The sequence below is a fragment of the Staphylococcus sp. AntiMn-1 genome (genome assembly GCF_001663395.1).
In the GTDB taxonomy this organism is placed as follows: domain Bacteria; phylum Bacillota; class Bacilli; order Staphylococcales; family Staphylococcaceae; genus Staphylococcus; species Staphylococcus equorum.
The window spans coordinates 45948-69452 of sequence record NZ_CP012968.1 but is presented as its reverse complement, the minus strand read 5'-3'; the positions used below and the strand labels follow the sequence as shown (position 1 = coordinate 69452).

Genomic DNA, 23505 nt, shown 5'->3' with positions numbered 1-23505 from the left:
TACTAGTTTAACAGAATTACTTTGAAATGTATAAGCCTTTTAAGCCTACTATAGAAATTATTTAGAATCAAAATATTAAAAAAAGAGCCCGAAACATAAATACATGTATCAGGCTCCCATATTTATCATTCTTGTAATTTGCCTACGAACTCAATTTCTTGTTTAAGTACCTCTACGCTGCCGTCTTTATTTTCTTTGTAAACAGGCTTTTCAAAACGTTTAACTGGTGTATAGCCAGCTTCACGCATGCGACCCAAACAATCTTGAATTGACTCGTGTTCTTCGACTTTGAATTTTTGTTGTTTTTTCATATGCTTTCAACTTCATCCGTATCATATTGTTTAAGTTTTTTACTTTTAACACCTTTCGCCCAGAACCCTCCATGAATTGTACGCGGTTCATATGCGACCATAAATGCTTTTGCATCAATTTGTTTAATCGTCTCAATTAATTTAGCTTCAAAACGTCTCGGTGTAAGTATTTGTAAAATCAAGCGTTTGCCATCTCGGCCGTATGCAGTATTATGTGTCACACCATACCCTAAATCTCTTAATTGTCTTGGTAAGTCTAACTCATACTCAGATGAAGTTACATTGACTACTGTATAACCAAGTGCTAGTTTTTCTTCAATCTTCATACCAACAATAATACCTATTGAAAAACCAAAGGCGTATGCAAGTACATTTTGAATTTGATCCAAACTAGACATTACCATACCTAAACCAATAACATATACAAGGACTTCCAAGAAGCTCACGATTGCAGCAACATAGCGATAACCTTTAAGGGTTAATATCGTTCTCATCGTTAAGCATGTTACATAAGCAACGTTGATTATAAAAATGGCTAAAACCATTAACCATGGCGTAGATGTTATCACTGACATGTCCATTTTCCTTTCTGTTACATTAAATTCAAGTAATTCTATCAGTAAGTTTATATTTTGTCACTAAAAACTTACGGTTATAGCAGTTAATTTTTAGGCCATGTGTGTCTTGTATAAGCTAATTCTCTTTTATGTGCACTCTTAATATAATGACGCTCAATAACTTCTTGTGCATCATCTGGTACTGATTTGCCTTCCAAATAATCATCTATGTGATCATAACTCACACCTAGTGCCTCTTCATCTGGTAATTGTGGCTTGTCTTCTTCTAAATCTGCAGTAGGCACCTTTTCATATAAGTGCTTCGGCGCTTCTAAATACTTTAATAATTGTCTACCTTGGCGTTTGTTCAAACCAAATAGCGGTGCAATATCAGCAGCACCATCACCATATTTCGTATAAAAACCCGTTACACTTTCAGCCGAATGATCCGTACCGATTACTATACCTTGTTTATTTGCAGCAATTGAGAATTGTACTTTCATACGTTCACGTGCTTTTTCATTTCCTTTTTGAAAATCAGTAAGTGAAATACCAGCATCTTTTAGTGATTGCACACTCTGATCTACAGCTGATTTAATATTAATCGTTACTACTGCGTCCGGTTGGATGAACTTCAATGCATCTTCCACTTCGGCTGCATCTTTTTGTTCACCATATGGTAATTTAACAGCAATGAATTGGCAATGAATTTTTTCTTCTTTTAACTCATTAACTGCAGTTTGACACAGTTTACCAGCTAAAGTGGAATCTTGGCCACCTGAAATACCTAACACTAAAGATTGGATAAAAGAGTGAGATTGTACATAGCTTTTAATAAATTGAATTATGCTACGCGCTTCTTGTTCACTGTCAATCATTGGTTGGACATTCATTTCTTTAACAATGATTTCTTGTAAATTACTCATTTTCTTCCATCTCCTTTACATGTTCTGCGACTTCAAATATACGTTTATGTTTATTTTCCCAACATGCTGTACTTAAATCTACAGGGTATTCTTGTGGGTTAAGATGACGCTTATTTTCATCCCATAAATAGGTAAGATTTTCTTTCAAATAAGTTTGTGCTTCTTGTTCACTTGGTAAATCATATACTAATTTACCGTCTTTATAAATATCATGATGCAAATCTTTCGCTATAAATGATTTTATAAATTTCATCTTGTAGGTATGGACAGGATGAAAAAGTTTAAGCGGCGTCGTTTCATACGGATCTTCGTGATCCAATGTAATGTAGTCTCCTTCAGCTTTGTTCGTTTTTTTATTAATGATACGGTATACCTTTTTCTTGCCTGGCGTCGTTACTTTTTCTGCATTATTTGAGAGTTTAATACGATCAACATATGCGCCAGAACTATCTTCAACAGCAACGAGCTTATAAACTGCACCAAGTGCTGGTTGGTCATAGCCTGTAATTAATTTAGTACCTACACCCCATGAATCAACTCTTGCACCTTGTGATTTCAAACTCGTGATTGTCTGTTCATCTAAATCGTTTGAAGCAATAATTTTGGCATCTGTAAATCCAGCTTCATCTAACATACGTCGCGCTTCTTTAGAAAGGTAAGCAATATCTCCTGAATCTAATCGAATACCTACGAAATTAATTTTGTCCCCTAATTCTTTTGCAACTTTAATTGCTGTCGGAACACCAGATTTTAGCGTATGGAATGTATCTACTAAAAACACACAGTCCTTATGTCGCTCGGCGTATTTTTTAAAAGCAATATATTCATCACCATATGTTTGCACCATTGCATGGGCGTGTGTACCAGATACTGGAATGCCAAATAACTTTCCTGCTCTTACATTACTTGTAGAATTGAAGCCACCAATGTATGATGCTCTGGCTCCCCATAATGCTGCGCCCGCTTCTTGCGCACGGCGTGTACCAAATTCCATTAACATATCATCCAGCGCAACTTGTCGAATACGACTCGCCTTTGTTGTAATCAAAGTATGGAAATTCACTATATTTAATAGCATCGTTTCTATTAATTGAGCTTGTATTAGTGGCGCTTCTACTCTCATTAATGGTTCATTACCAAAACAAAGCTCACCTTCGTGCATTGAGCGAATATTACCAGTAAATTTCAAGTCTTTTAAATAACTCAAGAAATCCTCTTGATAGCCAATAGATTTTAAATATTCTATATCTGAGTCTGAAAAATGAAATTGATTTATATATTCAATCACACGCTTTAATCCATTAAAAACCGCATAGCCACTGTCGAATGGCATATTTCTAAAATACAAATCAAAGACTGCTAATCGTTCATGAATACCATCATTCCAATAACTTTCAGCCATATTTATTTGATATAAATCATTATGCAATACTAATGTATCGTCTTCGTATTGGTACACAAAAATCTCTCCAATCAGCTTTTCTATTAGTTTAGCATAAAAGAAACGTTGTTAGCACCTGAAATACCATCCTATTTAATAGCATTCGTACAACATTTTCAGTTTGCTATTGTTCATTATTTTAAATTTTGATAAAAGTGTGACATTACTAACGACAAAGTAGTGACATTTATAGTTTTATAATTATAAATTAACTGTAATCACTTATAATACTAAGTGAGGTGTTTATATGTTAAATGAAGCTAAATCATTTATTAAAACAATGCATAAAGAATTAAGTTACGATGAACATGTTACATTAGATAGAATTAAAGAAATTGAAATTGCTATTCAAACAAATGGCACGTATGAACATACAATTGAAGAACTTACTTATGGTGCTAAATTGGCTTGGAGGAATTCTAATCGTTGTATTGGTCGATTTTTTTGGAATTCATTAACTGTTGCAGACGCAAGAGATATTCAAACTGAAGATGAATTTATAGCTACAATTGAAAATCACATAACAACTGCAACAAATAATGGAAAAATCAAACCTTATATCACTATCTTTTCACAGCATCAACCACCACAAATTTATAATAATCAATTAATCAGATATGCAGGTTATTCAGATCAAGGCGACCCTGCTGAACGAAGTATAACGCAACTCGCTGAACATCTTGGATGGACAGGAGAACATACTCACTTTGATGTCTTACCTTTAATTTATAAAATGCCTGAAGGTAATTTAAAATATCATAGTTATAACCCAGAATTAATTAAGGAAGTTCCTATAACACATGACCGCTATCCAAAGTTAAAACAACTCGGTTTAAAATGGTATGCCGTTCCTATTATATCAAGCATGGATTTAAAAATTGGCGGCATTACATATCCAACAGCACCATTTAACGGTTGGTATATGGTAAATGAGATTGCTGTTCGTAATTTTACAGATAGTTATCGTTATAATTTGCTAGAAAGTGTTGCAGAAGCATTTGAATTTGATACACTTAAGAATAATTCTTTCAATAAAGATCGTGCACTTGTCGAACTAAATGATGCAGTGTATCATTCCTTTAAAAATGAAGGCGTCTCTATTGTTGATCATTTGACTGCTTCTAAGCAGTTTGAACGATTTGAAAAGAATGAAACAAAAGAAGGAAGAGATGTTACTGGTAAATGGTCATGGTTATCACCTTCGTTATCTCCAACATTGGTGGCAAATTATCATCATGGTTATAAAAATGAAATTCGAGAACCTAATTTCTTTTATAAGAAATCAACATCTACGGGTTGTCCATTCCATTAAACACTCTATCCTTACACATATAAACAAGGGGTAACGTCACATGAAACTTTATTATTTAGGCCCAAAAGGGACCTTTTCATACTTAGCAGCAAAACAATATAAATCAGAATCTGAAATGGATTTTGAAGCCAAATCTAACCTGTACGAAGTAGTACAAGCTGTTTCTAACGATGATAACAGTATCGCCGTAGTACCAATTGAGAATTCAATTGAAGGGACGATTAATATTGTCGCAGATGCATTAACACAACAAAATATTTTTGCGCAAGGTGAACTTCATTTAGATATTCAATTCGCGTTGTATGGTTCTCAAGGTGCTACAGTAAATGATATCTCAAAAGTTTATTCTATTGCGCCTGCGATTAGTCAAACGAGTCAGTACATACAAAAGCAAGGGTTCACGTATGACTATGTAGACAGTACAATCAAAAGTTTGGAAAAAATAACTAATCACGTTGGTGCCATTGCACCTTTAGGTAGTGGTGAAGCATACGGCTATTCACCTATTGAGGAAAACATACAAGACTTCCCACATAATGTAACGCGCTTTTTAGTCGTTAGTAACCAACCGAGTAGCATCGAGGATGTAGAGGATGCGAGCGATACATTATTGCTCATCACGCCTCAATTTGATAAACCTGGTTTATTAGCAAGCATATTAAATACTTTTGTTTTATTTAATATTAACTTGTCTTGGATTGAGTCTAGACCTTTAAAAACACAACTCGGAATGTACCACTTTTTTGTACAAGCAGACACACCAATCAATGAAGATTTGGCTAAGGTTATTAAAATTTTAAACACGCTAGACTTCCAAGTCTCAATTATTGGTTCATTTAATAAATTAAGTTAAGTTTATTTTTATATAACTCAATTAAACAAACCAAAAACTCTCCATTTCATTATTTAGAAATGGAGAGTTTTATTTATCTATATTATTATTTAAGTGGCAATGGCTTGGTTACATCTATACCTAATACTGGTGGTACTAGGAAGTAAACAACGAGTACTATAACGATAATACTTAGCATGTTTATCCAAAAGCCGACAGACGCCATTCTTTTAATACTAATACGTCCTGTACCAAATACAATTGCATTCGGTGGCGTACCTACTGGCAACATAAATGCACAGTTCGCCGCCATTGCAGCAGGTGCCATCAGCAATAACGGATGAACGTTTACAGCAACTGATAATGTTGCAAGAATTGGTAATATCATCGTTGCAGTTGCAGTATTAGATGTAATTTCAGTTAAGAACAGTACAAATACGGTAATGACTATTACAATGATTAAAGGACTCACACCTTCTATCAGTTTCAACTGATCGCCAAGCCATGCTGCTAAACCACTTGATGATATCCCTTCCGCTAGCGCTAGGCCCCCACCAAAGAGAATTAATACACCCCATGGTAAATCTTTAGCCACATCCCAATCTATAATACGTTTATGTTGTTCTTTATTTTTCGCAGGAATTAAAAAGAGCAAGACTGCAATAAACATAGCTATAGTTCCATCATCTATTTCTGAAGTATATGTCCAATTTTTCAGTAAAAACTCTCTGCTTATCCATAAGAAACTAGCAAGCATGAACACAGCTTGAACTACTTTCTCTTCATATTTCATCTTGCCTAATTCATCTAATTTTCTTTTAATTAACGCTTTACCACCTGGTAATGCTTTCATATCATGTCTAAAAGCTATATATCGTATGTATGCCCAAACTAAGAATAGTAAAACAATAACCGTTGGTACACCAATAATCATCCATTTAGCAAAACTAATTTCTTCACCAAATGCAGATTGATATTGTCCCTTTAAAATAATCAGAGGCGGTGTCCCAATTAACGTGCCAAGACCACCGATTGTACCGGCATAACCAATTGCTAAAACTATGGATTGCTCAAACTTAGTAATACTTGAATCTTTAATGCCTTTATTTTTTAATTCACTGGCTTCTTTAATAATTGCTAAACCAATCGGAATCATAATCATAACAGCGGCAGTGTTCGACACAAACATGGATAAAAAAGCTGTCGCAATCATAAATCCTAGTAAAATCTTTCCTGTACTTGTCCCTAATGTATTGATAATCGTTAGAGCAACTCGGGTATGTAAATTCCATCTTTCCATGGCAATCGCTAAAATGAAACCGCCTAAGAATAAAAAGATAATATCATTACCATATTGTGATGAAACTTCTTCTGGACTTAATACATGTCCAATTGGCATCAATATTAATGGTAACAAACTCGTTGCTGCAATCGGAATAGCTTCAGTAATCCACCACGTTGCAATCCAAAGTGTTATTGCTAAAACAAATATACCTTTACTTGATAAACCTTCAGGCTGTAAAAATAGTAATGTTAAAACAAATAATAGTGGCCCCAATATTAAGCCTATTAATTGTCCACTGTTATAAGACTTCTTTTCTTTCTTGTTAGAAAAAAACATTAAATATTGTGACCTTCTCATATCCCCTTTGTTCAAATTGTTCATATTCGTCCCCCTCTAAAGTTACTTTTCTGAATATTCATAACATTTCTTAGTTTATAACATAATATAATCTTAATGAAATATCAATGATAAACCGCTTACAAATACAGCCTTTATAATGTCAATGTAGCATTCTAATCATGTTTAATTAGACTTAACATTATTTTAAATTTTATCATCATAAGATAAAAATAAATTTTTAATGTCTTTCAAATACATTTTAGGCGGCGATTCATCAAACTCATTTTGAGCAATAAAAATATTTTTATGTTTTATATTATTATAACTTTGAATCCGAATTGCATATTTCTCTATCGTTCCAACAAATTTATTTCGATAAATATTTAAATTACACCCTGCTTGAGTTGATCTTTGTTTCCCTTTTAAATCTTTTGCATTTTTACCATCTTTAACTGCTAAAAAACGAACACCACCAGCACAGTTTTTAAAAATATTATGATGAATATACGTATCTTTATATTTTAAAGGTGTTAGTGCATATTGCTTTATCCCTTCAAATGTATTAAAACGAATATGGATATTTTGATAAAATTGATTATAACGACTTGCATGAGAACCAATCGCCCTGTTCCAGGACTGCATCGTAGGCGTATCTGAATTGCCAAAATAACAATTTTCTATTATTACATTTTTTGTAATCGTTCCGTCTGTCGTCCCAAATTTAGGAAACGCACCTGGTACTTGAATATCTAACTGAATTGCTTCTGAAAAAGTTCTTGTCCCATCACTATCATTGAATCCTAAAAATTTACAATTATTTATATATAATCCATTTACCCCACATGCATCCAGTCCATGACCACCTATAATATCTTTAAAGGTCACATCGACAATTTGAATATCTTGGGCATGTCCTATACACATTGCTGTATTATTATAAGGGAAATCATAGCCATTCATATCAAATGTTCCTCCTGCAATATAAATATGGCTGTTGCCGTTATAACCATAGTAAGGTTTAAATCTTCTACCATTTTTTAGTAAGGCATCTTTCCCACATCTTTTAAGAACTGCGCTTTTATCTAGCAATAATGTTGTAGACTCATAAATAACCAGTGACTTGCGTATATGAAACTCACCTTTAGGTACATATATTGTTGTCGAAGGATATTTTTTTGCATAATTCAATGCACGTTGCATTGCTCGTGTATCTGCGCTTTTACTTTTACCTTTTAATCCAAATTCCTTTGCATTAATCATCATAGGACAATCCCTCTCTTTCTCAATACTTTATAATAAACTTAATTAAGGATTTTCAAACGCGTTTGTTGTAGCTTTATTGATTTATCTACTTAGTATATAATACTTATTATCTTTAATATTAGGAGTGTTCACAAATTATGAAAAAAAGTGCACTTATTGTAGTGGATTATTCAAATGATTTTGTTGCAAATAACGGAAAAATGACTTGTGGCATTCCAGGCCAACAAATTGAACATTATATTGTGGAAAGAATTGAAGTATATAATAAAAAACAGCAGAACATTTTCTTTATGATGGATTTACATTTTGAAGAAAATAGTTATCATCCTGAGAACAAGCTCTTCCCTCCTCACAATATTCTAGGAACATCTGGGAGAGAGCTTTACGGCAAAGTAAATGATATCTATCAAAATATATTATTTAATGATCACATACATTTTTTAGATAAAACACGTTATGATGCTTTTTGCGGTACTTCGTTAGATATTTTGCTTCGGGAAAGAAATGTAACACATTTAGAAATTGTTGGTGTATGTACTGACATTTGTGTATTACATACAGCGATTACTGCCTATAATTTAGGTTATTCTATCAGTATTTCACATAAAGGCGTTGCTTCATTTAATTCAACAGGTCATGATTGGGCTTTAGATCATTTTAAAAATTCCTTAGGTGCTGAAGTAGAATAACTATGCAAACTCATGATAAAATAATATTAACTATATAAATAAGGAGAATTTAGATATGGCAAAAACTTATATTTTCGGACATAAAAATCCAGATACAGATGCTATTGCATCTGCCATCATCATGGCAGATTTTGAACAACAAACAGGTAATTCGGAGGCTGCGTCTTACCGTTTAGGCGAAATAGGTCCTGAAACGCAATTTGCTTTAGATCATTTCAAAGTAGAAGCGCCAGAATTACTTAACGATAATCTAGCTGATCAAAATGTTATTTTAGTTGACCATAATGAATTCCAACAAAGCGCAGATTCAATTGCTGACGCTACAATTCAACATGTCGTAGATCACCATAGAATTTCTAATTTTGAAACTGCAGCACCTTTATATTACCGTGCTGAACCAGTTGGTTGTACAGCAACAATTTTATACAAAATGTATAAAGAACGCGGTTTTGAAATTAAACCTGAAATTGCTGGCTTAATGATTTCTGCAATTATCTCAGATAGTTTATTATTCAAATCACCTACATGTACTGAAGAAGATGTGCAAGCTGCAGAAGCATTGAAAGCGATCGCCAATGTTGACTTAGAATCTTACGGTTTAGATATGTTAAAAGCAGGTGCGTCTACAACAGACAAATCAATTTCAGATATCTTATCTATGGATGCAAAATCTTTCAACATGGGAGATTATTCAACTCATATTGGACAAGTTAATACTGTGGATATTGATGAAGTCTTTGCACGTCAAGAAGAATTAACAAAAGCTATGTTAGAAACAAGTGCAAATGAAAAATATGATTTATTTGTGTTAGTCGTGACTGACATCATTAATAGTGATTCTAAAATTTTAGTAGTAGGACCTGAAACAGACAAAGTAGGTAAAGCTTTCAATGTTGAACTTGAAAACAATACTGCATTCTTACCTGGAGTAGTTTCTCGTAAAAAACAAGTTGTACCTCAAATTACAGAAGCTTTAAACGAAGTCGTTTAATAGTATATGATAAACACTGAGTGGACAAAGAAACTAAACACCTAGCCGCTCAGTATTCTGGAACATAGTAAATATGTTCCAGTTTTTTATCCATTTGCATAAGCATAGCGACATCTCATACTAGGAGGAATATCATTTGAATTCAATAGAGCAAACTTTCCATAATAGTAAACAATATTTTAATACTCACGAAACCAAAGATCTTAAGTTTAGAAAAAAACAACTCAAACTCTTGGGTAAAAGTATTAAAAATCATGAAAATGAATTACTCGACGCACTTCAAAAAGATTTAGGAAAAAACAAAGTGGAAGCTTATGCAACCGAGATTGGATTCACTTTAAAAAGCATTAAGTCAGCACGCAAAGAACTTAAAAATTGGGCGAAAAGAAAACAAGTTAACACGCCCCTTTATTTATTCCCTACTAAAAGTTATATCATGAAAGAGCCTTATGGTACGGTCTTAATTATCGGGCCTTTTAATTACCCTTTCCAATTACTCATTGAACCATTAATTGGTGCAATAGCAGCGGGAAATACAGCTATACTTAAACCATCAGAATTCACACCACACGTTGCAGATATAGTACAGCAAATTATTGAAGATGTATTCAACCCTGAATATATTAGTGTATGTCAAGGCGACGCAGAAACTACACAATCGCTCATACACCTACCTTTTGATTATGTCTTTTTCACTGGCAGCGAAAAAGTAGGACGTATTGTCTATCGTGCAGCTAGCGAAAACTTAACGCCTGTCACTTTAGAATTAGGGGGTAAATCTCCTGCGATTGTAGATGAATCAGCAAATATCAAAGTAGCAAGCGAACGCATTTGTTTCGGAAAATTTACGAACGCTGGTCAAACTTGTGTGTCACCAGACTATATTTTAGTTAACCGAAAAGTCAAAAGCCAACTCATCGCGGCACTCAAAAATACCATCACTGAATTTTACGGTAAATCTATACAAGATAGTCCAGATTTCGGTCGTATCATTAATCAAAAACATTTCGACCGTTTAGACCATTTATTAAATGTTCATAAAACAGAAATTGCATTTGGCGGTCAATCTGATGCAGATGATAAATACATCGCTCCAACCATTTTAGATGGTATTACTTTCGATGCTAAAATAATGGAAGATGAGATTTTCGGCCCTATTTTACCAATCATTCCTTATGATGACTTTGATGAAGCAATTGATTTAATACGCACTAAACCTAAGCCACTCAGCTTATATTTATTTAGCGAAGATGAAAATGCAACAGAACGTGTACTTCATGAAATTTCATTTGGTGGTGGCGCGATTAATGATACGTTGATGCACCTCGCAAACCCAAACTTACCTTTTGGTGGTGTCGGTGCCTCGGGTATAGGACAATATCATGGTAAATATAGTTTTGATACGTTTAGTCATGATAAATCTTATGTATTTAAATCTACAAGACTTGAATCAAGCCTTATATTCCCACCATATAAAGGGAAATTTAAATACATCAAAACATTTTTCAACAAATAGAAAATAACCTAGTATGGCAGTGTATTATCCATACTAGGTTATTTTTTTAATTATTTTCAATTGTCTTTATTTTAAAAATTGTACACAAACGCCTTCTGGTGCTGATTCGTGATGATCGACTTTTTCTAATTCTCCCGTAATTTTATCACGTTTGAAAACCGTCAATGTATAGTCACCTTCTTGATGTGCACAAACTAAGAAATCGTCTGAGTCAGTAATGTTGAAATCACGTGGAAATTCGCCACCACTTGATACAATATCAACGAATGAAATCGTTGAACCATCATCACTTACTTTAAAAATGGCAATACTATCGTGCCCTCTATTCGTGATGTATAAGAATTTTTGATCGTGTGACTGTCTTACTGCCGCTAATTTTGTATCACCTTCAAAATTTTCTGGAATTGTTGAATGTCGTTGGACTTCTGTGAATTTTCCGTCTTCATATTTTACTGTACTTACGACATTTGATAACTCATGGACAACATAAGCAAACTTCCCATTTTCATGAAAAGTAATATGTCTTGGTCCATCCCCTGGTTCAAAATCACTCACTGCATGTTCACTAAAACCATGATCATTAAATTCGTATGTTACTATTTTATCTGTACCTAAATCGATTGCAACAACATATTTTTCATCTGGTGTTGTACTAATAAAATGCACATGTGGCTGATCTTGTCTTTCGTGTGGCCCAGTTGGATAATTGTGCTCTAACTCTTGAATCAAACGTATGATTTCACCTGTTTCAGGATTCGCTTCATATAAGCGCGCTAATCCAGCACCGTAAACAGACTCAAAAACAAACTTTCCGTCTGGTGATACATCTACATAACAGCCGCTACCTTTTGTAGAAGCAAGACATTTATTTATTAATTTGAGTTTACCATCTTCTTCTATTTTAAGACTAGCAACACCGCAATTATCTCCTTCACGTGTTACAGCATATAAAAATGAATTATGTTGATTTACATAAGTGGATGCTTCTAATTCATATCCTGTTTCAACTTCTGTTACACTTCCAGTTTGTTCATCTAATTCAAAACGATAAACGCCTTTGCCCTCTTTTTTCGTATACGTACCAATATAACCTGTTGTCGTCATGTAAACCCCTCCATATTATTGTAGTTTCATTTTAATAAATATCTATACTAAATGACAATATAATGATTATTATCAATTTCTATCACATTAAGATTCATGCTTTATTAACTTGAAATAAAGAAAAACTTCTTGCAATAACACGAACATATGTTCTATTATTGTGTTGAGGTGATTTTATGATTCCGAAAAAATATCAAAATGAAAATGACTATAGAAATATACCAAGAGAATTTCTTAATGCCAATATCCCGCAAGGTCGTGGCATGGTTAAATGGGCGCCATTTGCAACTTTGCCAGAACAATTCGAAACAATTCAACAATATTTAGTAGATCAAAATAAAATTGACCGTCCTATATTATCAGACGATCAATTAAATGACTTAAATTTACATCTTCATCAAGCGTTACATACAGATTCCTATATTCACATCGAATACTATAAAGCAGGATGGTTGGAAACGACTCATATAAAAATTAAAAATATAGATATGACTCATATGTTTTTAGAAGGTTACCTAATCCATACACAGGAAACAATTAAACTTTCATTATTTGATATAACTAGAATAACTCAAGACAATAGTTAACTGCTTTTCTATACTTGAAGAATGGGATTTATGTTCGCAGTCTTTCCGACTGCATTAGCCACCGTAACAACTTCGTTGAACGGGATTTATGTTCGCAGTCTTTCCGACTGCATTAGCCACCGTAACAACTTCGTTGAACGGATCTATGTTCGCAGTCTTTCCGACTGCATTAGCCACCGTAACAACTTCGTTGAACGGATCTATGTTCGCAGTCTTTCCGACTGCATTAGCCACCGTAACAACTTCGTTGAACGGGATTTATGTTCGCAGTCTTTCCGACTGCATAAGCCACCGTAACAACTTCGTTGAACGGATTTATGTTCGCAGTCTTTCCGACTGCATTAGCCACCGTAACAACTTCGTTGAACGGATCTATGTTCGCAGTCTTTCCGACTGCATAAGCCACCGTAACAACTTCGTTGAACGGTGGCTAAAAAAAATACTGCCAACAGAAGCCCTAAGACTTTGTCGACAGTATGAGAACACTCTAAAGTGCTCTATCAATAACTTAATTATTCGTTTCAATATCTGAAACTATTTCTTTTGTTTTACTTTCAATATCTTCGAAATCTTTTTTAAAGATATAAGCGAAAACTACTGCACCAACACCTGCTGCTATTGACACAGTAAGAATTGTACCTAATACAAATTTAAATAAACCTTTAATAAAATTACACATTCTGATTCACCTCAATAAATTATTAACATATCTATCAATAATGATAGCATACTTGAAAGCATCAATAAATATATACCCACTTTCCATTACTTTAATCTAAATATTAAAAAGTGAATTTATGATATTATTGGAGTAATGCAAAATCAATAATTTTTAGTCAATATGTCTTATTTATTTTAACATTTTCTTCTCATCAGAATAAAGATAGATGTTATATTTATTACCAATATATGTAAAAAAGGGCTAATATCGTTAAATATTAGCCAATTCAATGTTAGTTATTCTCATCTTATTGACCCCACCAAGTGGAGACTGCATCTTTGAAAGCATCATAATAATTTGACATAATAATCACCTCATTGAATTTGTCTATCTGAATCGTCCCTTGATGTTAATTTAAGCATAACTACTGGTCATACGTAATGCAATTAACAGAGCGTTACAATGAAGTTACATTTTTGTAAGATTACACACATAAATAGGAGTTTTAAACTATGCAATCAGTAAAATCAGACATCTTAACACATCGAGGTTCACACTTTGATTTAGGTGTACAAACAGCACAGTGGATGCAGCAAACACCCTTACTTAAAAATAGAGAGAAAGAATGGAAAAAACGTATGCCCCGCTTTGATATCCATATCAAAGAAACATATGACATTTTCCAAACGTACGCACCGCAAATTTGGGAAGAAATTAGAGGTATGCAAGAAGTACTTAATTTGCCTACTCGTCAAATGATTCTTAACTTTGCGCACTATCGATTCACACCGTTGAAAAACAGTGGCTGTACGGTCTTTTTAGGTCAAGATTATATGGTTCGAAACTATGATTACCACCCTGCAACTTATGATGGTCGTTACTTATTGTTCCAACCTACTGATGGCGGATTAGCACAAATAGGTCCTACATCACGTGTAACCGGGAGAATGGACGGAATGAATGAATCTGGTCTATCCATGGGCTACAATTTCATGCACAGAAAGCACCCAGGTGATGGCTTCGTCTGCTATATGGTCGGCAGGCTTATATTACAATATTGTAAAGATGTACCTGAAGCCATACAATTACTAAAAGAACTTCCACATAGAAGCTCTTTTAGTTACATTGTCATGGATAAACATTTGAATCATGCGATTGTCGAAGTTTCTCCTCGCTCCGTTGATGTTCGTTACGATCGTACTTGTACGAATCATTTCAAATTATTAACACATGAGAATAGAAATTTTACAAAAGAATCTAAAGAGCGTTTAAATCGCCTTCTAAAACAAGCACCTACATCACTAGATAAAATGAGCGCATTTAATTTATTTAATAATCCGGAATATGAAATTTATAGTAAATTATTCAAAAGTTGGTCCGGTACAATTCATACAAGTATGTATGAACCACAATCATTAACAGCACATATCACTTTAGGGGAAAATAAAGCACCTACCATAATAGACTTTGGCAAATGGCTCGATGGCGAATCATTAGATATTACTTCAATTAACGGCCATCTTGACACTGATTTAACCTTTGCCACATATTAATATTTATCATTTTAAATCATCACACTATAAAAAGAGCCAGAAAGTACTTAATTAAAGTGCTTGCATTTATATTTTGTCAAATCCTTTCATTTCAGTATTCTTAGTATGTGTGGATAACTTAAAACCTCATAATATTACGTACAAATTCAATATTAAGGTGGTATATACGTAGTATTCTGATATATAATTTATGCATTGTATCGAATTTATTAACTAAGTTAAATGATAAGCATCGTCAAATGAATCATTTGCTTTTGAGAACAGGCAATATAAAATAACGCCTCTATAAGAATGGGTTAGATTTAAAATGGTACAAGGTATAATGGAAGCGCCAGTAAAATTAGTACAACAGGTACTTGGACACATAAATATAACAACCACATTAAATATCTATACTCATGTAACTGAAAAAATGGAATTTGATGCGTTATCAAATTTAGATAGTTATATTGAATCATTTGATCCTTTATTATTATGATTAATGAGTAGTTAGATTGTGGTATATTGTAATGATTTTCAAATCAACAAATGCTATATACTTTCAATATCAAGGGATACAGCTATTTTTACAACCACATTGTTTTCCTTCTAACAATAATAATACGACATAAAAATTTGATAATATTTTTATGTTGTGGTAATTTATATATAGAAAAAGGGCAACACACCATAAGTGTATCGCCCTAATGAGCCCGTTAAAAAGACGGTGGCTGGAATTTAATAATGATTAAATAATCATCTCATCCTCGCCAAAGTTAGAGATGGTTATTTTTTATGGCTTAATTTAACAATTGCAACCACTAAACCTAATAAGGTAACGATGAAAGTACCGAAACCTAACATTAAGTGTAGTGCTTCTACAATTGGAACCACACAAGGCGTCTCCTTTCTAAAGATTTTGTCGGTACTTTCATAAGCACCACCTCACTTTATACTAAGATTAGCCACCATCTATCCAACTTTCTCACTTTTTTATTCTAACATATTTTTATATTATTTTATTAGTCATTTACTTTCACCATTTTGCTGTTGGGTAACTTGATTTAGATCGTTCATTATATCTAACATCGACTCGTTATTTTTATGATTATCAAGTGGTTAGTTTGTAGTAATTTGTAATTATTTCCAAATTAAAAATAGCTATACCCTTTTAATTTAAAGGTGTATAGCTATTTTTTCACTTTAAGCATTTCAATTAAATGTACTTTCTGACTCTTTCTATTCATGACAGTATAAATTTAATTTATATAAATATCCCCATGATCTGTATAGAACTCTAAAATATGCTTTCCTGAACCTACTTTATTATCTTCAAAATTGTTATTGATAACTTCAGAAGTTCCATCAGATGGATTCAATCTTAGCAACGTATCTTGAGGGTCCTCATTATATGACATGAAAATATCACCATATTGCGTAGAAGCTCTAAAATGTGATGCAATATCCATTCGACTCAAATCAATTTTACCATGGTCAGCTAACAACACTGACTTTTCAATCAATGATTTTTTACTCGTTATACTCGCCTGTTTCGTTTTAATATTCGCATTAGTAATTTGACTTCTCTTTATATCAATGGGTGAATTCAAACCTCTATAATACAGTTTGTCTAATGCTACATTACTTAAAAACACACGTGCTGCACCAGTAGCTTTCATTGAAATATATGCATCTTTTACATTAATACTATCAATATTTATAATATTCGTCTTACTAGATACATTTAAATGATTTAGTTTTTTATCTGGCACTGTTACTACCATCTCATCATCAAACTGTCGGAACGGATTAAAATTCAATCCATAATGATCATCTGTATTATCAGTCTCATGAACATGTAATGTCTTGTTTTTATGCGTAATATCAATATTCTTTTTCCCTTTATAGGTCACTGAAAATTCGTCACCTTGCTTAACTTGAACCTCACTATTTTGACTATCTATGTTTAAATTTTCTATATTTTTATCATTAACTTCTTTATCAACAGAATTGAGTTGGTTGTTTTGTTTTTCAAATCCAAACCAAGCGACACAAGCTAAAAGAAAGCACACGAGAAATAATGTTAAGCCGCTTAAAAATAACTTCTTCATTCGACTGCACTTCCTTTAATTGTTTTAATATTCCAACGTAAGTATTTTAAAATCACTCTATAAACGAATTGAGCAAATTTTGCAATAATAACAAATAATAAAAGACCTAACCCTGTATAGGAAATCGCAAATAAATAGTTACTTATAGCAAAACTAAAATTATCATTAATTATGCCGTTGATAATCAATAATAGCGGACTAAGCGAGAAAAATAATGCAACTAGTAATAGTATAAACATGAAAATGCCAACAAATATCATAGGGATTAAAATAATGATTAATGATAATATCCCCATACCCAGAGATGCCATAATTGCTCTCACAATTGTATTTATATTAGGGCGAAATTCCGCAGATACAATCGCGTTTCTAGCCATTAGCTCTTTGCCTATCTTTTTAGGTGATTCAAGGGCACCAATGATTTGATATTCATTTTTACCTTCACTTTCTTGATCAAAAAAATATTCCTCATATTCATACATCACTTTATCGCGTTCACTTCTTGGTAATTTATCTAATTCTTGCTCTAATTCATTTAAAAAAGTGATTTTATCCAAAATATCTACCGCCATTCAAACTTAAGATTCGAAGCAAAACGTATATATAAAATCAAAAATGACATACCCTATTAGGAATGTCATTTTTAATTTTTTATTTCTTATATATTTCAACTTTCTTTATTTATCATGTTTATAAATAATAAATAACTTTATTTGATTTTTCTTATCTTTATATATTATAGCATTAAAGCCTTTGCGCAACTTTTTTTGTTTATAACGTGTTCCTAGTATCTGTGTAACTTTTCCAACATTATTATTGATTGTTCCATTAAAATTAGTTTGAACTGTAGTATCGTTAGTTAAAGTTATACCTTTAAGTCGTGTATCCTTTTTATTCACTTTGAAAATTAAATTAGGATGTTCTCTTTTTAAATAAAGACGATACTTTTTTAAAATGACTTCGTCTTGTTCAACGTATTCGTCAATATTAATTTCAGACCCTATTTTGACACGATTAATAGATAGTTTTGATAAATCAGTCGAGTGTTCTTGCTTGATATAGTTAACCAGTAACAATGTTCCAAAAGCCATTGTTATAAACACACAAAATATAAGACGCTTATGTAGTCTATGCATTTTCAATGTTGTCACCACACTCTACTTTACTAATTAAATATAGCATAGGTATTTGTCACTTTCATCCCTGAAGAAATCTTAAAACATATTACTTTTATATGTATTAATAATTTTCTTTCATATTAAAATATTGATATAATAATATCTAATCAATTAAAGGGGAACTATTATGACAAGTTTAGAAACGTATTTCAAAAACAGTCAACCGCTTGATCAATATATTGAAGCAATGACTGAAAACAAAGAGAATTTACTATCAATATATAATTCATTCTCAACACCAGAGGATGATGGTCGTCTTGAAAAAATTAAAGCATCAAACTATAGCAAAGTTCTAGTTATCACTGAAGACTGGTGTGGAGATGCTATGATGAACATCCCTATTCTTAAACATATTAGTGAAGCATTAAATTTAGAAGCTCGTGTTTTTCATCGTGATGAAAACACTGACTTAATCGATCAATACTTAACAAATGGTACTGCGAGATCGATACCTATATTTGTATTTTTAAATGATGATTTTAAACAACAAACAGTTTGGGGACCTCGCGCAAGACAAGTACAACATTTTGTAGAGGAAACACGTTCCAAACTGCCTGCAAAAGATGATCCTACATTTGAAGATAAATCGACTGAATCATATGCAATTATTTCTAATCGCTTTAAAACAGACTCACAAATGTGGAAATATGTTTATGATTCAATTCTAGATAAACTAATTATAAATTAATAAAAGACGTATGAATTAAGGTATTATAACCGTTAATTCATACGTCTCTTTTTTTATGACTCAAACTTCGGTTATCTTTATTTTAAATATCTTTTTTAGATACATAGAATATATTAACGATAAATAGTACTACAATAGATGCTGAAGTAATAAACCATTGCCAATTAGAGAATGTATAATCACCAGTTGTCGTTTTAGAAGTTAAGTAACTAAATGGAATATATTTCAATGCATCTTGAATATTGTCACCAAATTTAGGAATCATAGGTATAAATGGTTCAGCAAAAGGAACAAGTAATATTAAGAATATACCTAAAGTAAAGATTAATGCTGTTTTTGGTACAACTAATGAAAATAAATATAATAATAATCCAAAGAATAAATGGAATAGAATGAAGAACCAAAGTAACTCAAAGATTTTATCAACTTTTATATTTTCACCGTCAACAATTTGTTGCACGATTAATACAAATCCAACAAGTATTGCTGTAATAATTATGGCAATCAGTATAATTGAAATCACTTTTGCGATAACGTAGCCCACACGACTTGATGTTTTATTCATATATAATTGAATCGTACCTTGTGAAATATCACGGGTGATTGTCTTGATTACAAATAGTAAGCCCATGATAGAAAAGAACCAACTACCTATAGAAAGTAACATATTGCCGTCTATTTTATCAGATTGCTGAACAAATAAAACTGTAAAACCAATTAATGGAAGTATTGTTAAGAGTAATGCTAAATATGTTAATGGACTTCTAATAATGCTATAAATGTCGTATTTTACGAGTTGTAAACTATTCATTATTGGCCACCTTTCTGATTAATATTGAAGTAAGTATCACGTAAAGAACTCTTACGTGTTTCAATAAACTCAGGGAAAATATCAATATCTGATAAACCTTTAAGCACTTTTTGATAACTTGATTGTGCTTTAATAATGATTTCTCCATTTTCTCTTTTAGATTGAATCACATCGAAATTTTCATTTAAATATTCTAAAGCACTATTGAAATTGCTTTGTTCTAAGATTAATACTGTAGAATCCGTTGGTGCCCCTTCTTTCATATCAACATCTTGAACAAAATTACCATCTCGTAAAAACACTGCTCTATCGCAAATTAATTCAATATCCTCAAGCTTATGACTAGAAATCAAAATTTTCATATCCAGTTCCTGCACAAGTGATTGAATTGTTTTCAATACATCAATTGATCCGTCAGGGTCCATACCATTTGTTGGCTCATCTAAAATGAGGTACTTGGGTTTGTTCATTAATGAAACAGCTATGGCTAACTTTTGTTTCATTCCCATTGAATACTTTTTAACTTTTTTCTTCACATAAGGTCTCATACCAAAAGCATCAATAATTTGATTTGCATATTTTTTATCAAAACCCTTACCTAATACATTGGCAAATAATTTTAAATTATATAAACCTGATTTATTATCATACAATTTAGGATGTTCAATAAGGTAACCGATATTGTCTTTATTACCTACCTTTACCTCCCCTTTATATTTGATAATATTTCCATTCATGACTTTCATTAATGTTGTTTTGCCGACACCATTTTTACCAATTAGACCTACAATTTGGCTTTGTCCAAAATCAAAATTGATATGGTCTAAAACATTGTTATTGCCATACGTTTTTGTTATATCTTTTAATTCCATAAATGCGCCTCCTTTTATTATTAAATTAATTTTTTATATTGAATGATGTAGCTAGCTACAAAGCAAAAAATACTTAAAGTTAAAAATCCATAATTAAAAATAGTTTCAAAATAATTTAATATACCCAGACTATAATTAAATAATGTACATATTCCAACTACAAGTAGCACGATTATGACAGGTATTAAAATAACCATTGTAAGTAAATAAATTATATAAGAAATGTAATCAGATTTTTGTTCTGTATATTTTTTGAAAGCTATAGGTACTGCAAAGAAATTTACCGCAATGTATGAAAATGGCATTGAAATGTTAAAATCAATATTACTCGTTGATACATGAGAATTCGGCATAGTATATAAAGATAATATTGCTGCCCCAACTAATGTAAAAATAATAACTGTTAAATAATTAGCATTCAATAACGACTTTTTAGAAACTGGTAAACTGCCAAAAAAGTCATAAGCCATTCTGTGCCCAAGCTTACTATTAAAACGAAAAACATGACCAGAATCTAGTATAGAAACAAAAAGTAATATCATCGCAACTGCAGAATATAACGCATTAGTAAAAATACTATTAGGTATTATGATTAATTGCAGTGGAGAAAACAATAATAACATTGCATATATTACGATTGTCCATTTACGTAATTTTAAATTTCTAATAAGTAAATTTTTCATCTAATGCCCCCAGTTGTTAAGTCTCATAATTTTTTTGTTCAGTCTTCTGGGTTCCTTTTTCAAGGTAAACCATTAAATCTTCAATCGTTGGCTTAGTTATTGCAATCTTGTTTCCAAAAATTTCATTAAATATATTAGCATGTTCTGTAAGGGCGATATATCCTGTTTTGTTTTCTTCTATATAGTGTGTTAATTGAATTAATTCTTCATCCAATTGCTGCATGTCACCTTTAACTACTTTGAATCTATTCAAAATGTCATCCAAAAATTGATTTAGTACAATTTCACCATCTTTTAAATACACTAAGTAATCAGCGATTTTTTCTAAATCGGAAATGATATGAGTGGAAATAAATACTGTTTTATTTTCATCAATGAGTTCTTTTTGGATTACATCCAAAACTTCATTTCGAACGATTGGATCTAACCCTGATGTTGGCTCATCTAAGATAAACAATTCAGCATGATGGCTAAAAGCAATAGCAATAGACAACTTCATCTTCATACCAGTTGAGAATGTTTTGATTTTGCGTTTATAAGGTAAATCAAATTTTTCAAGATAATATGTAAATAACTGATGGTCCCATGTACTATAAAATGGTGAAACATACTGTTCAATTTTTTGGATATTCCATTTATCATTGAGGTACAATTCGGAATAAACGAAACCAATTTTATTTTTAATAGCTTCAGGGTGCGCTTTCATTTTTTGATTAAAAATTAAAACATCTCCGCCATCAGGCTCAATTAAATCCATAATCATTCTAATAATGGTCGTTTTACCAACACCATTTGCGCCAATAAATCCAGTTATAAATCCTTGAGGAACACGAAAACTAATATCATTTAACTTGAATTCTTTATACTGATAATTTACAGCATTTAATTCGATTGCGTTCATTCATCGTCCTCCTCAAAAATCATTTCTAAGATTTCTTGTAATTCTGAAAGTGGCATGCCTATGGTTTTTGCTTCTTTGCTTATTGATTTAGCCATTGTTTCAATCACCATGAACTGTTTTTCTTTTAAAATTGAACTATCTTGCTCTTTCACATATGTACCCTTACCTCTAATAGTAAAGACAAAACCATCTTTTTCTAAATCTTCATATGCGCGCTTTGTAGTTATAACACTAACGCTCAAATCATGTGCTAATTCCCTCATCGAAGGTAAGTGTTCACCAGGAGCAACGTATCCTTTTAAAATATTTTCTTTGATTTGTTGCTTAATCTGTTCATAGATTGGCTGTTCACCACTATTTTTCAAAAGTATTTTCATGGACGTCCTCCCTTATAACTGTATATACACACTATATACAATGTATACACACTTGTAAAGTATAAATGTATTCAAACATCCATATAATTACTCATTGAAAAGGACGAGTTAACATAAAAAAGCTATAAGTAAGATTTTGCATATCGCTTCATCTCACTTATAGCATGTTTAAACAATGTTATTTATTTTGTTTATCTTTTTTCTTACGCTTATTATTACGATCAATAAAAGCGCAAATCATAAACATGATTGCAGCAATTAATAATTTAATACCAGAATCTTCATGACCAATAGCCTGTAAATAATAGCCTACAACGAGTAATATCATTGCCATTATGACAAATATTTTAGTTAAATGTTTCACTCTCATCACCTCAAACAATATCATTGTATCAAACTTTGGCATTAATTTCTAAAAGCAATTCATTTCAGAAAAATTATTGATACTTATGTAACTACTTTTATGATTGACATTTAAATATATTGTTTGCAGTCTATTACCTATGATGATAAAATTGTAAATGTATCCACGGATTAT

29 protein-coding genes are annotated in these 23505 nt (G+C 32.0%); 9 read left to right on the top strand and 20 right to left on the bottom strand.

All coding sequences use genetic code 11. The annotated features are described in order from the left end of the window. Window positions 1-125: 125 nt before the first annotated feature. The 4 genes from AOB58_RS00345 to AOB58_RS00330 form a co-directional block, all read right to left on the bottom strand. Window positions 126-311: an NETI motif-containing protein gene (locus AOB58_RS00345; protein ID WP_002507181.1), complete on the bottom strand. Its 186-nt coding sequence runs from the start codon at window positions 309-311 to the stop codon at window positions 126-128. Then, window positions 308-886: a DUF2179 domain-containing protein gene (locus AOB58_RS00340; protein ID WP_002507180.1), complete on the bottom strand. Its 579-nt coding sequence runs from the start codon at window positions 884-886 to the stop codon at window positions 308-310. Before AOB58_RS00340 ends, AOB58_RS00345 begins: the two co-directional genes overlap by 4 nt. 86 nt (window positions 887-972) lie before the next feature. Next, window positions 973-1794: an NAD(+) synthase gene (gene nadE / locus AOB58_RS00335; protein WP_021339827.1), complete on the bottom strand. Its 822-nt coding sequence runs from the start codon at window positions 1792-1794 to the stop codon at window positions 973-975. Beyond that, complete coding sequence (locus AOB58_RS00330) at window positions 1787-3253, bottom strand: nicotinate phosphoribosyltransferase (RefSeq protein WP_064782807.1); 1467 nt, start codon at window positions 3251-3253, stop codon at window positions 1787-1789. The genes nadE and AOB58_RS00330 overlap by 8 nt, the downstream gene beginning before the upstream one ends. Before the next feature lie 229 nt (window positions 3254-3482). Here AOB58_RS00330 and AOB58_RS00325 point away from each other — a divergent pair, with 229 nt between their 5' ends. Continuing rightward, window positions 3483-4547: a nitric oxide synthase oxygenase gene (locus tag AOB58_RS00325; protein ID WP_021339828.1), complete on the top strand. Its 1065-nt coding sequence runs from the start codon at window positions 3483-3485 to the stop codon at window positions 4545-4547. A gap of 40 nt (window positions 4548-4587) precedes the next feature. After that, entirely contained in the window at window positions 4588-5400 is an 813-nt protein-coding gene (locus AOB58_RS00320) for a prephenate dehydratase (RefSeq protein ID WP_002507176.1), read from the top strand. An 85-nt stretch (window positions 5401-5485) separates the two neighbouring features. Here the strand turns inward: AOB58_RS00320 and AOB58_RS00315 are convergent, their stop codons facing one another. After that, a complete protein-coding gene (locus tag AOB58_RS00315) occupies window positions 5486-7045 on the bottom strand; it encodes an SLC13 family permease (protein ID WP_021339829.1) in 1560 nt (519 codons plus the stop codon). A gap of 162 nt (window positions 7046-7207) precedes the next feature. Then, on the bottom strand, window positions 7208-8266 hold the full coding sequence (locus AOB58_RS00310; protein ID WP_021339830.1) for a glycosyl hydrolase family 28-related protein: 1059 nt from the start codon (window positions 8264-8266) through the stop codon (window positions 7208-7210). A gap of 137 nt (window positions 8267-8403) precedes the next feature. Here AOB58_RS00310 and AOB58_RS00305 point away from each other — a divergent pair, with 137 nt between their 5' ends. From AOB58_RS00305 to AOB58_RS00295, 3 genes are all read left to right on the top strand, one after another. Continuing rightward, window positions 8404-8955, top strand: coding sequence for a cysteine hydrolase family protein (locus AOB58_RS00305; protein ID WP_021339831.1), 552 nt, complete (start codon window positions 8404-8406; stop codon window positions 8953-8955). Between the two features lie 55 nt (window positions 8956-9010). After that, entirely contained in the window at window positions 9011-9946 is a 936-nt protein-coding gene (locus tag AOB58_RS00300) for a manganese-dependent inorganic pyrophosphatase (protein ID WP_021339832.1), read from the top strand. Between the two features lie 136 nt (window positions 9947-10082). Further along, complete coding sequence (locus AOB58_RS00295; RefSeq protein ID WP_002507171.1) at window positions 10083-11462, top strand: aldehyde dehydrogenase; 1380 nt, start codon at window positions 10083-10085, stop codon at window positions 11460-11462. A 66-nt stretch (window positions 11463-11528) separates the two neighbouring features. Here AOB58_RS00295 and pglS read toward each other — a convergent pair whose 3' ends face one another. Beyond that, complete coding sequence (gene pglS / locus AOB58_RS00290) at window positions 11529-12566, bottom strand: 6-phosphogluconolactonase (RefSeq protein WP_021339833.1); 1038 nt, start codon at window positions 12564-12566, stop codon at window positions 11529-11531. Window positions 12567-12742: 176 nt separating this feature from the next. Here pglS and AOB58_RS00285 point away from each other — a divergent pair, with 176 nt between their 5' ends. Beyond that, window positions 12743-13153, top strand: a complete 411-nt coding sequence (locus AOB58_RS00285; RefSeq protein WP_002507169.1) for a YolD-like family protein — start codon at window positions 12743-12745, stop codon at window positions 13151-13153. 54 nt (window positions 13154-13207) lie between these two features. On the opposite strand, the gene AOB58_RS00280 is transcribed toward AOB58_RS00285, so the two are convergent. From AOB58_RS00280 to AOB58_RS13410, 3 genes are all read right to left on the bottom strand, one after another. Then, window positions 13208-13387, bottom strand: coding sequence for a hypothetical protein (locus tag AOB58_RS00280; protein WP_064782806.1), 180 nt, complete (start codon window positions 13385-13387; stop codon window positions 13208-13210). Beyond that, entirely contained in the window at window positions 13380-13559 is a 180-nt protein-coding gene (locus AOB58_RS00275; RefSeq protein WP_064782805.1) for a hypothetical protein, read from the bottom strand. The genes AOB58_RS00280 and AOB58_RS00275 overlap by 8 nt, the downstream gene beginning before the upstream one ends. A gap of 102 nt (window positions 13560-13661) precedes the next feature. Beyond that, a complete protein-coding gene (locus AOB58_RS13410) occupies window positions 13662-13832 on the bottom strand; it encodes a hypothetical protein (RefSeq protein WP_002507168.1) in 171 nt (56 codons plus the stop codon). Window positions 13833-14326: 494 nt separating this feature from the next. On the opposite strand from AOB58_RS13410, the gene AOB58_RS00270 reads away from it, so the two are divergent. Both AOB58_RS00270 and AOB58_RS13495 read left to right on the top strand, forming a co-directional pair. Further along, the gene (locus AOB58_RS00270; protein ID WP_021339984.1) at window positions 14327-15367 is read left to right on the top strand and encodes a C45 family autoproteolytic acyltransferase/hydrolase; all 1041 of its coding nucleotides are present in this window, start codon (window positions 14327-14329) and stop codon (window positions 15365-15367) included. Window positions 15368-15674: 307 nt separating this feature from the next. Beyond that, window positions 15675-15845 (top strand): tyrosine-type recombinase/integrase, encoded by a 171-nt coding sequence (locus AOB58_RS13495; protein WP_021339983.1) that lies wholly within the window; start codon window positions 15675-15677, stop codon window positions 15843-15845. Window positions 15846-16132: 287 nt separating this feature from the next. On the opposite strand, the gene AOB58_RS13255 is transcribed toward AOB58_RS13495, so the two are convergent. The 4 genes from AOB58_RS13255 to AOB58_RS00255 all read right to left on the bottom strand — a co-directional run bounded on the left by AOB58_RS13255 (window position 16133) and on the right by AOB58_RS00255 (window position 18548). Next, window positions 16133-16240 (bottom strand): putative holin-like toxin, encoded by a 108-nt coding sequence (locus AOB58_RS13255; RefSeq protein WP_002511402.1) that lies wholly within the window; start codon window positions 16238-16240, stop codon window positions 16133-16135. A gap of 365 nt (window positions 16241-16605) precedes the next feature. Next, window positions 16606-17457: a DUF4097 family beta strand repeat-containing protein gene (locus AOB58_RS00265; protein WP_021339982.1), complete on the bottom strand. Its 852-nt coding sequence runs from the start codon at window positions 17455-17457 to the stop codon at window positions 16606-16608. Continuing rightward, window positions 17454-18014, bottom strand: a complete 561-nt coding sequence (locus tag AOB58_RS00260) for an HAAS signaling domain-containing protein (RefSeq protein ID WP_002511403.1) — start codon at window positions 18012-18014, stop codon at window positions 17454-17456. Before AOB58_RS00260 ends, AOB58_RS00265 begins: the two co-directional genes overlap by 4 nt. Before the next feature lie 120 nt (window positions 18015-18134). Next, the gene (locus tag AOB58_RS00255; protein ID WP_203226407.1) at window positions 18135-18548 is read right to left on the bottom strand and encodes a hypothetical protein; all 414 of its coding nucleotides are present in this window, start codon (window positions 18546-18548) and stop codon (window positions 18135-18137) included. 214 nt (window positions 18549-18762) lie between these two features. On the opposite strand from AOB58_RS00255, the gene AOB58_RS00250 reads away from it, so the two are divergent. Continuing rightward, window positions 18763-19323, top strand: coding sequence for a thioredoxin family protein (locus AOB58_RS00250; RefSeq protein ID WP_064782803.1), 561 nt, complete (start codon window positions 18763-18765; stop codon window positions 19321-19323). 82 nt (window positions 19324-19405) lie between these two features. Here AOB58_RS00250 and pmtD read toward each other — a convergent pair whose 3' ends face one another. The 6 genes from pmtD to AOB58_RS00220 form a co-directional block, all read right to left on the bottom strand. Further along, window positions 19406-20134, bottom strand: coding sequence for a phenol-soluble modulin export ABC transporter permease subunit PmtD (gene pmtD / locus AOB58_RS00245; RefSeq protein ID WP_002507157.1), 729 nt, complete (start codon window positions 20132-20134; stop codon window positions 19406-19408). Next, the gene (gene pmtC, locus AOB58_RS00240) at window positions 20134-21006 is read right to left on the bottom strand and encodes a phenol-soluble modulin export ABC transporter ATP-binding protein PmtC (protein ID WP_002507156.1); all 873 of its coding nucleotides are present in this window, start codon (window positions 21004-21006) and stop codon (window positions 20134-20136) included. Before pmtC ends, pmtD begins: the two co-directional genes overlap by 1 nt. 20 nt (window positions 21007-21026) lie before the next feature. Next, on the bottom strand, window positions 21027-21689 hold the full coding sequence (gene pmtB, locus AOB58_RS00235) for a phenol-soluble modulin export ABC transporter permease subunit PmtB (RefSeq protein ID WP_021339980.1): 663 nt from the start codon (window positions 21687-21689) through the stop codon (window positions 21027-21029). 16 nt (window positions 21690-21705) lie between these two features. Further along, the gene (pmtA, locus tag AOB58_RS00230; protein WP_064782802.1) at window positions 21706-22590 is read right to left on the bottom strand and encodes a phenol-soluble modulin export ABC transporter ATP-binding protein PmtA; all 885 of its coding nucleotides are present in this window, start codon (window positions 22588-22590) and stop codon (window positions 21706-21708) included. Further along, the gene (gene pmtR, locus AOB58_RS00225; protein WP_002507153.1) at window positions 22587-22967 is read right to left on the bottom strand and encodes a PSM export ABC transporter transcriptional regulator PmtR; all 381 of its coding nucleotides are present in this window, start codon (window positions 22965-22967) and stop codon (window positions 22587-22589) included. The genes pmtA and pmtR overlap by 4 nt, the downstream gene beginning before the upstream one ends. Before the next feature lie 178 nt (window positions 22968-23145). Next, window positions 23146-23331, bottom strand: coding sequence for an SE1626 family protein (locus AOB58_RS00220; RefSeq protein WP_002507152.1), 186 nt, complete (start codon window positions 23329-23331; stop codon window positions 23146-23148). Window positions 23332-23505: the final 174 nt, after the last annotated feature.

Coding starts and splice junctions, on each gene's coding strand:
- AOB58_RS00320 (WP_002507176.1), top strand. CDS start 4,588: ATGAAACTTTATTATTTAGGCCCAAAAGGGACCTTTTCATACTTAGCA.
- pmtR (WP_002507153.1), bottom strand. CDS start 22,967: ATGAAAATACTTTTGAAAAATAGTGGTGAACAGCCAATCTATGAACAG.
- AOB58_RS00270 (WP_021339984.1), top strand. CDS start 14,327: ATGCAATCAGTAAAATCAGACATCTTAACACATCGAGGTTCACACTTT.
- AOB58_RS00285 (WP_002507169.1), top strand. CDS start 12,743: ATGATTCCGAAAAAATATCAAAATGAAAATGACTATAGAAATATACCA.
- AOB58_RS00340 (WP_002507180.1), bottom strand. CDS start 886: ATGTCAGTGATAACATCTACGCCATGGTTAATGGTTTTAGCCATTTTT.
- AOB58_RS00255 (WP_203226407.1), bottom strand. CDS start 18,548: ATGGCTTTTGGAACATTGTTACTGGTTAACTATATCAAGCAAGAACAC.
- pmtA (WP_064782802.1), bottom strand. CDS start 22,590: ATGAACGCAATCGAATTAAATGCTGTAAATTATCAGTATAAAGAATTC.
- nadE (WP_021339827.1), bottom strand. CDS start 1,794: ATGAGTAATTTACAAGAAATCATTGTTAAAGAAATGAATGTCCAACCA.
- AOB58_RS00345 (WP_002507181.1), bottom strand. CDS start 311: ATGAAAAAACAACAAAAATTCAAAGTCGAAGAACACGAGTCAATTCAA.
- pmtB (WP_021339980.1), bottom strand. CDS start 21,689: ATGAAAAATTTACTTATTAGAAATTTAAAATTACGTAAATGGACAATC.
- pglS (WP_021339833.1), bottom strand. CDS start 12,566: ATGACGACAACAGGTTATATTGGTACGTATACGAAAAAAGAGGGCAAA.
- AOB58_RS00265 (WP_021339982.1), bottom strand. CDS start 17,457: ATGAAGAAGTTATTTTTAAGCGGCTTAACATTATTTCTCGTGTGCTTT.
- AOB58_RS00325 (WP_021339828.1), top strand. CDS start 3,483: ATGTTAAATGAAGCTAAATCATTTATTAAAACAATGCATAAAGAATTA.
- AOB58_RS13410 (WP_002507168.1), bottom strand. CDS start 13,832: ATGTGTAATTTTATTAAAGGTTTATTTAAATTTGTATTAGGTACAATT.
- pmtD (WP_002507157.1), bottom strand. CDS start 20,134: ATGAATAGTTTACAACTCGTAAAATACGACATTTATAGCATTATTAGA.
- AOB58_RS00315 (WP_021339829.1), bottom strand. CDS start 7,045: ATGAACAATTTGAACAAAGGGGATATGAGAAGGTCACAATATTTAATG.
- AOB58_RS00300 (WP_021339832.1), top strand. CDS start 9,011: ATGGCAAAAACTTATATTTTCGGACATAAAAATCCAGATACAGATGCT.
- AOB58_RS00305 (WP_021339831.1), top strand. CDS start 8,404: ATGAAAAAAAGTGCACTTATTGTAGTGGATTATTCAAATGATTTTGTT.
- AOB58_RS00310 (WP_021339830.1), bottom strand. CDS start 8,266: ATGATGATTAATGCAAAGGAATTTGGATTAAAAGGTAAAAGTAAAAGC.
- AOB58_RS13495 (WP_021339983.1), top strand. CDS start 15,675: ATGGTACAAGGTATAATGGAAGCGCCAGTAAAATTAGTACAACAGGTA.
- AOB58_RS00250 (WP_064782803.1), top strand. CDS start 18,763: ATGACAAGTTTAGAAACGTATTTCAAAAACAGTCAACCGCTTGATCAA.
- pmtC (WP_002507156.1), bottom strand. CDS start 21,006: ATGGAATTAAAAGATATAACAAAAACGTATGGCAATAACAATGTTTTA.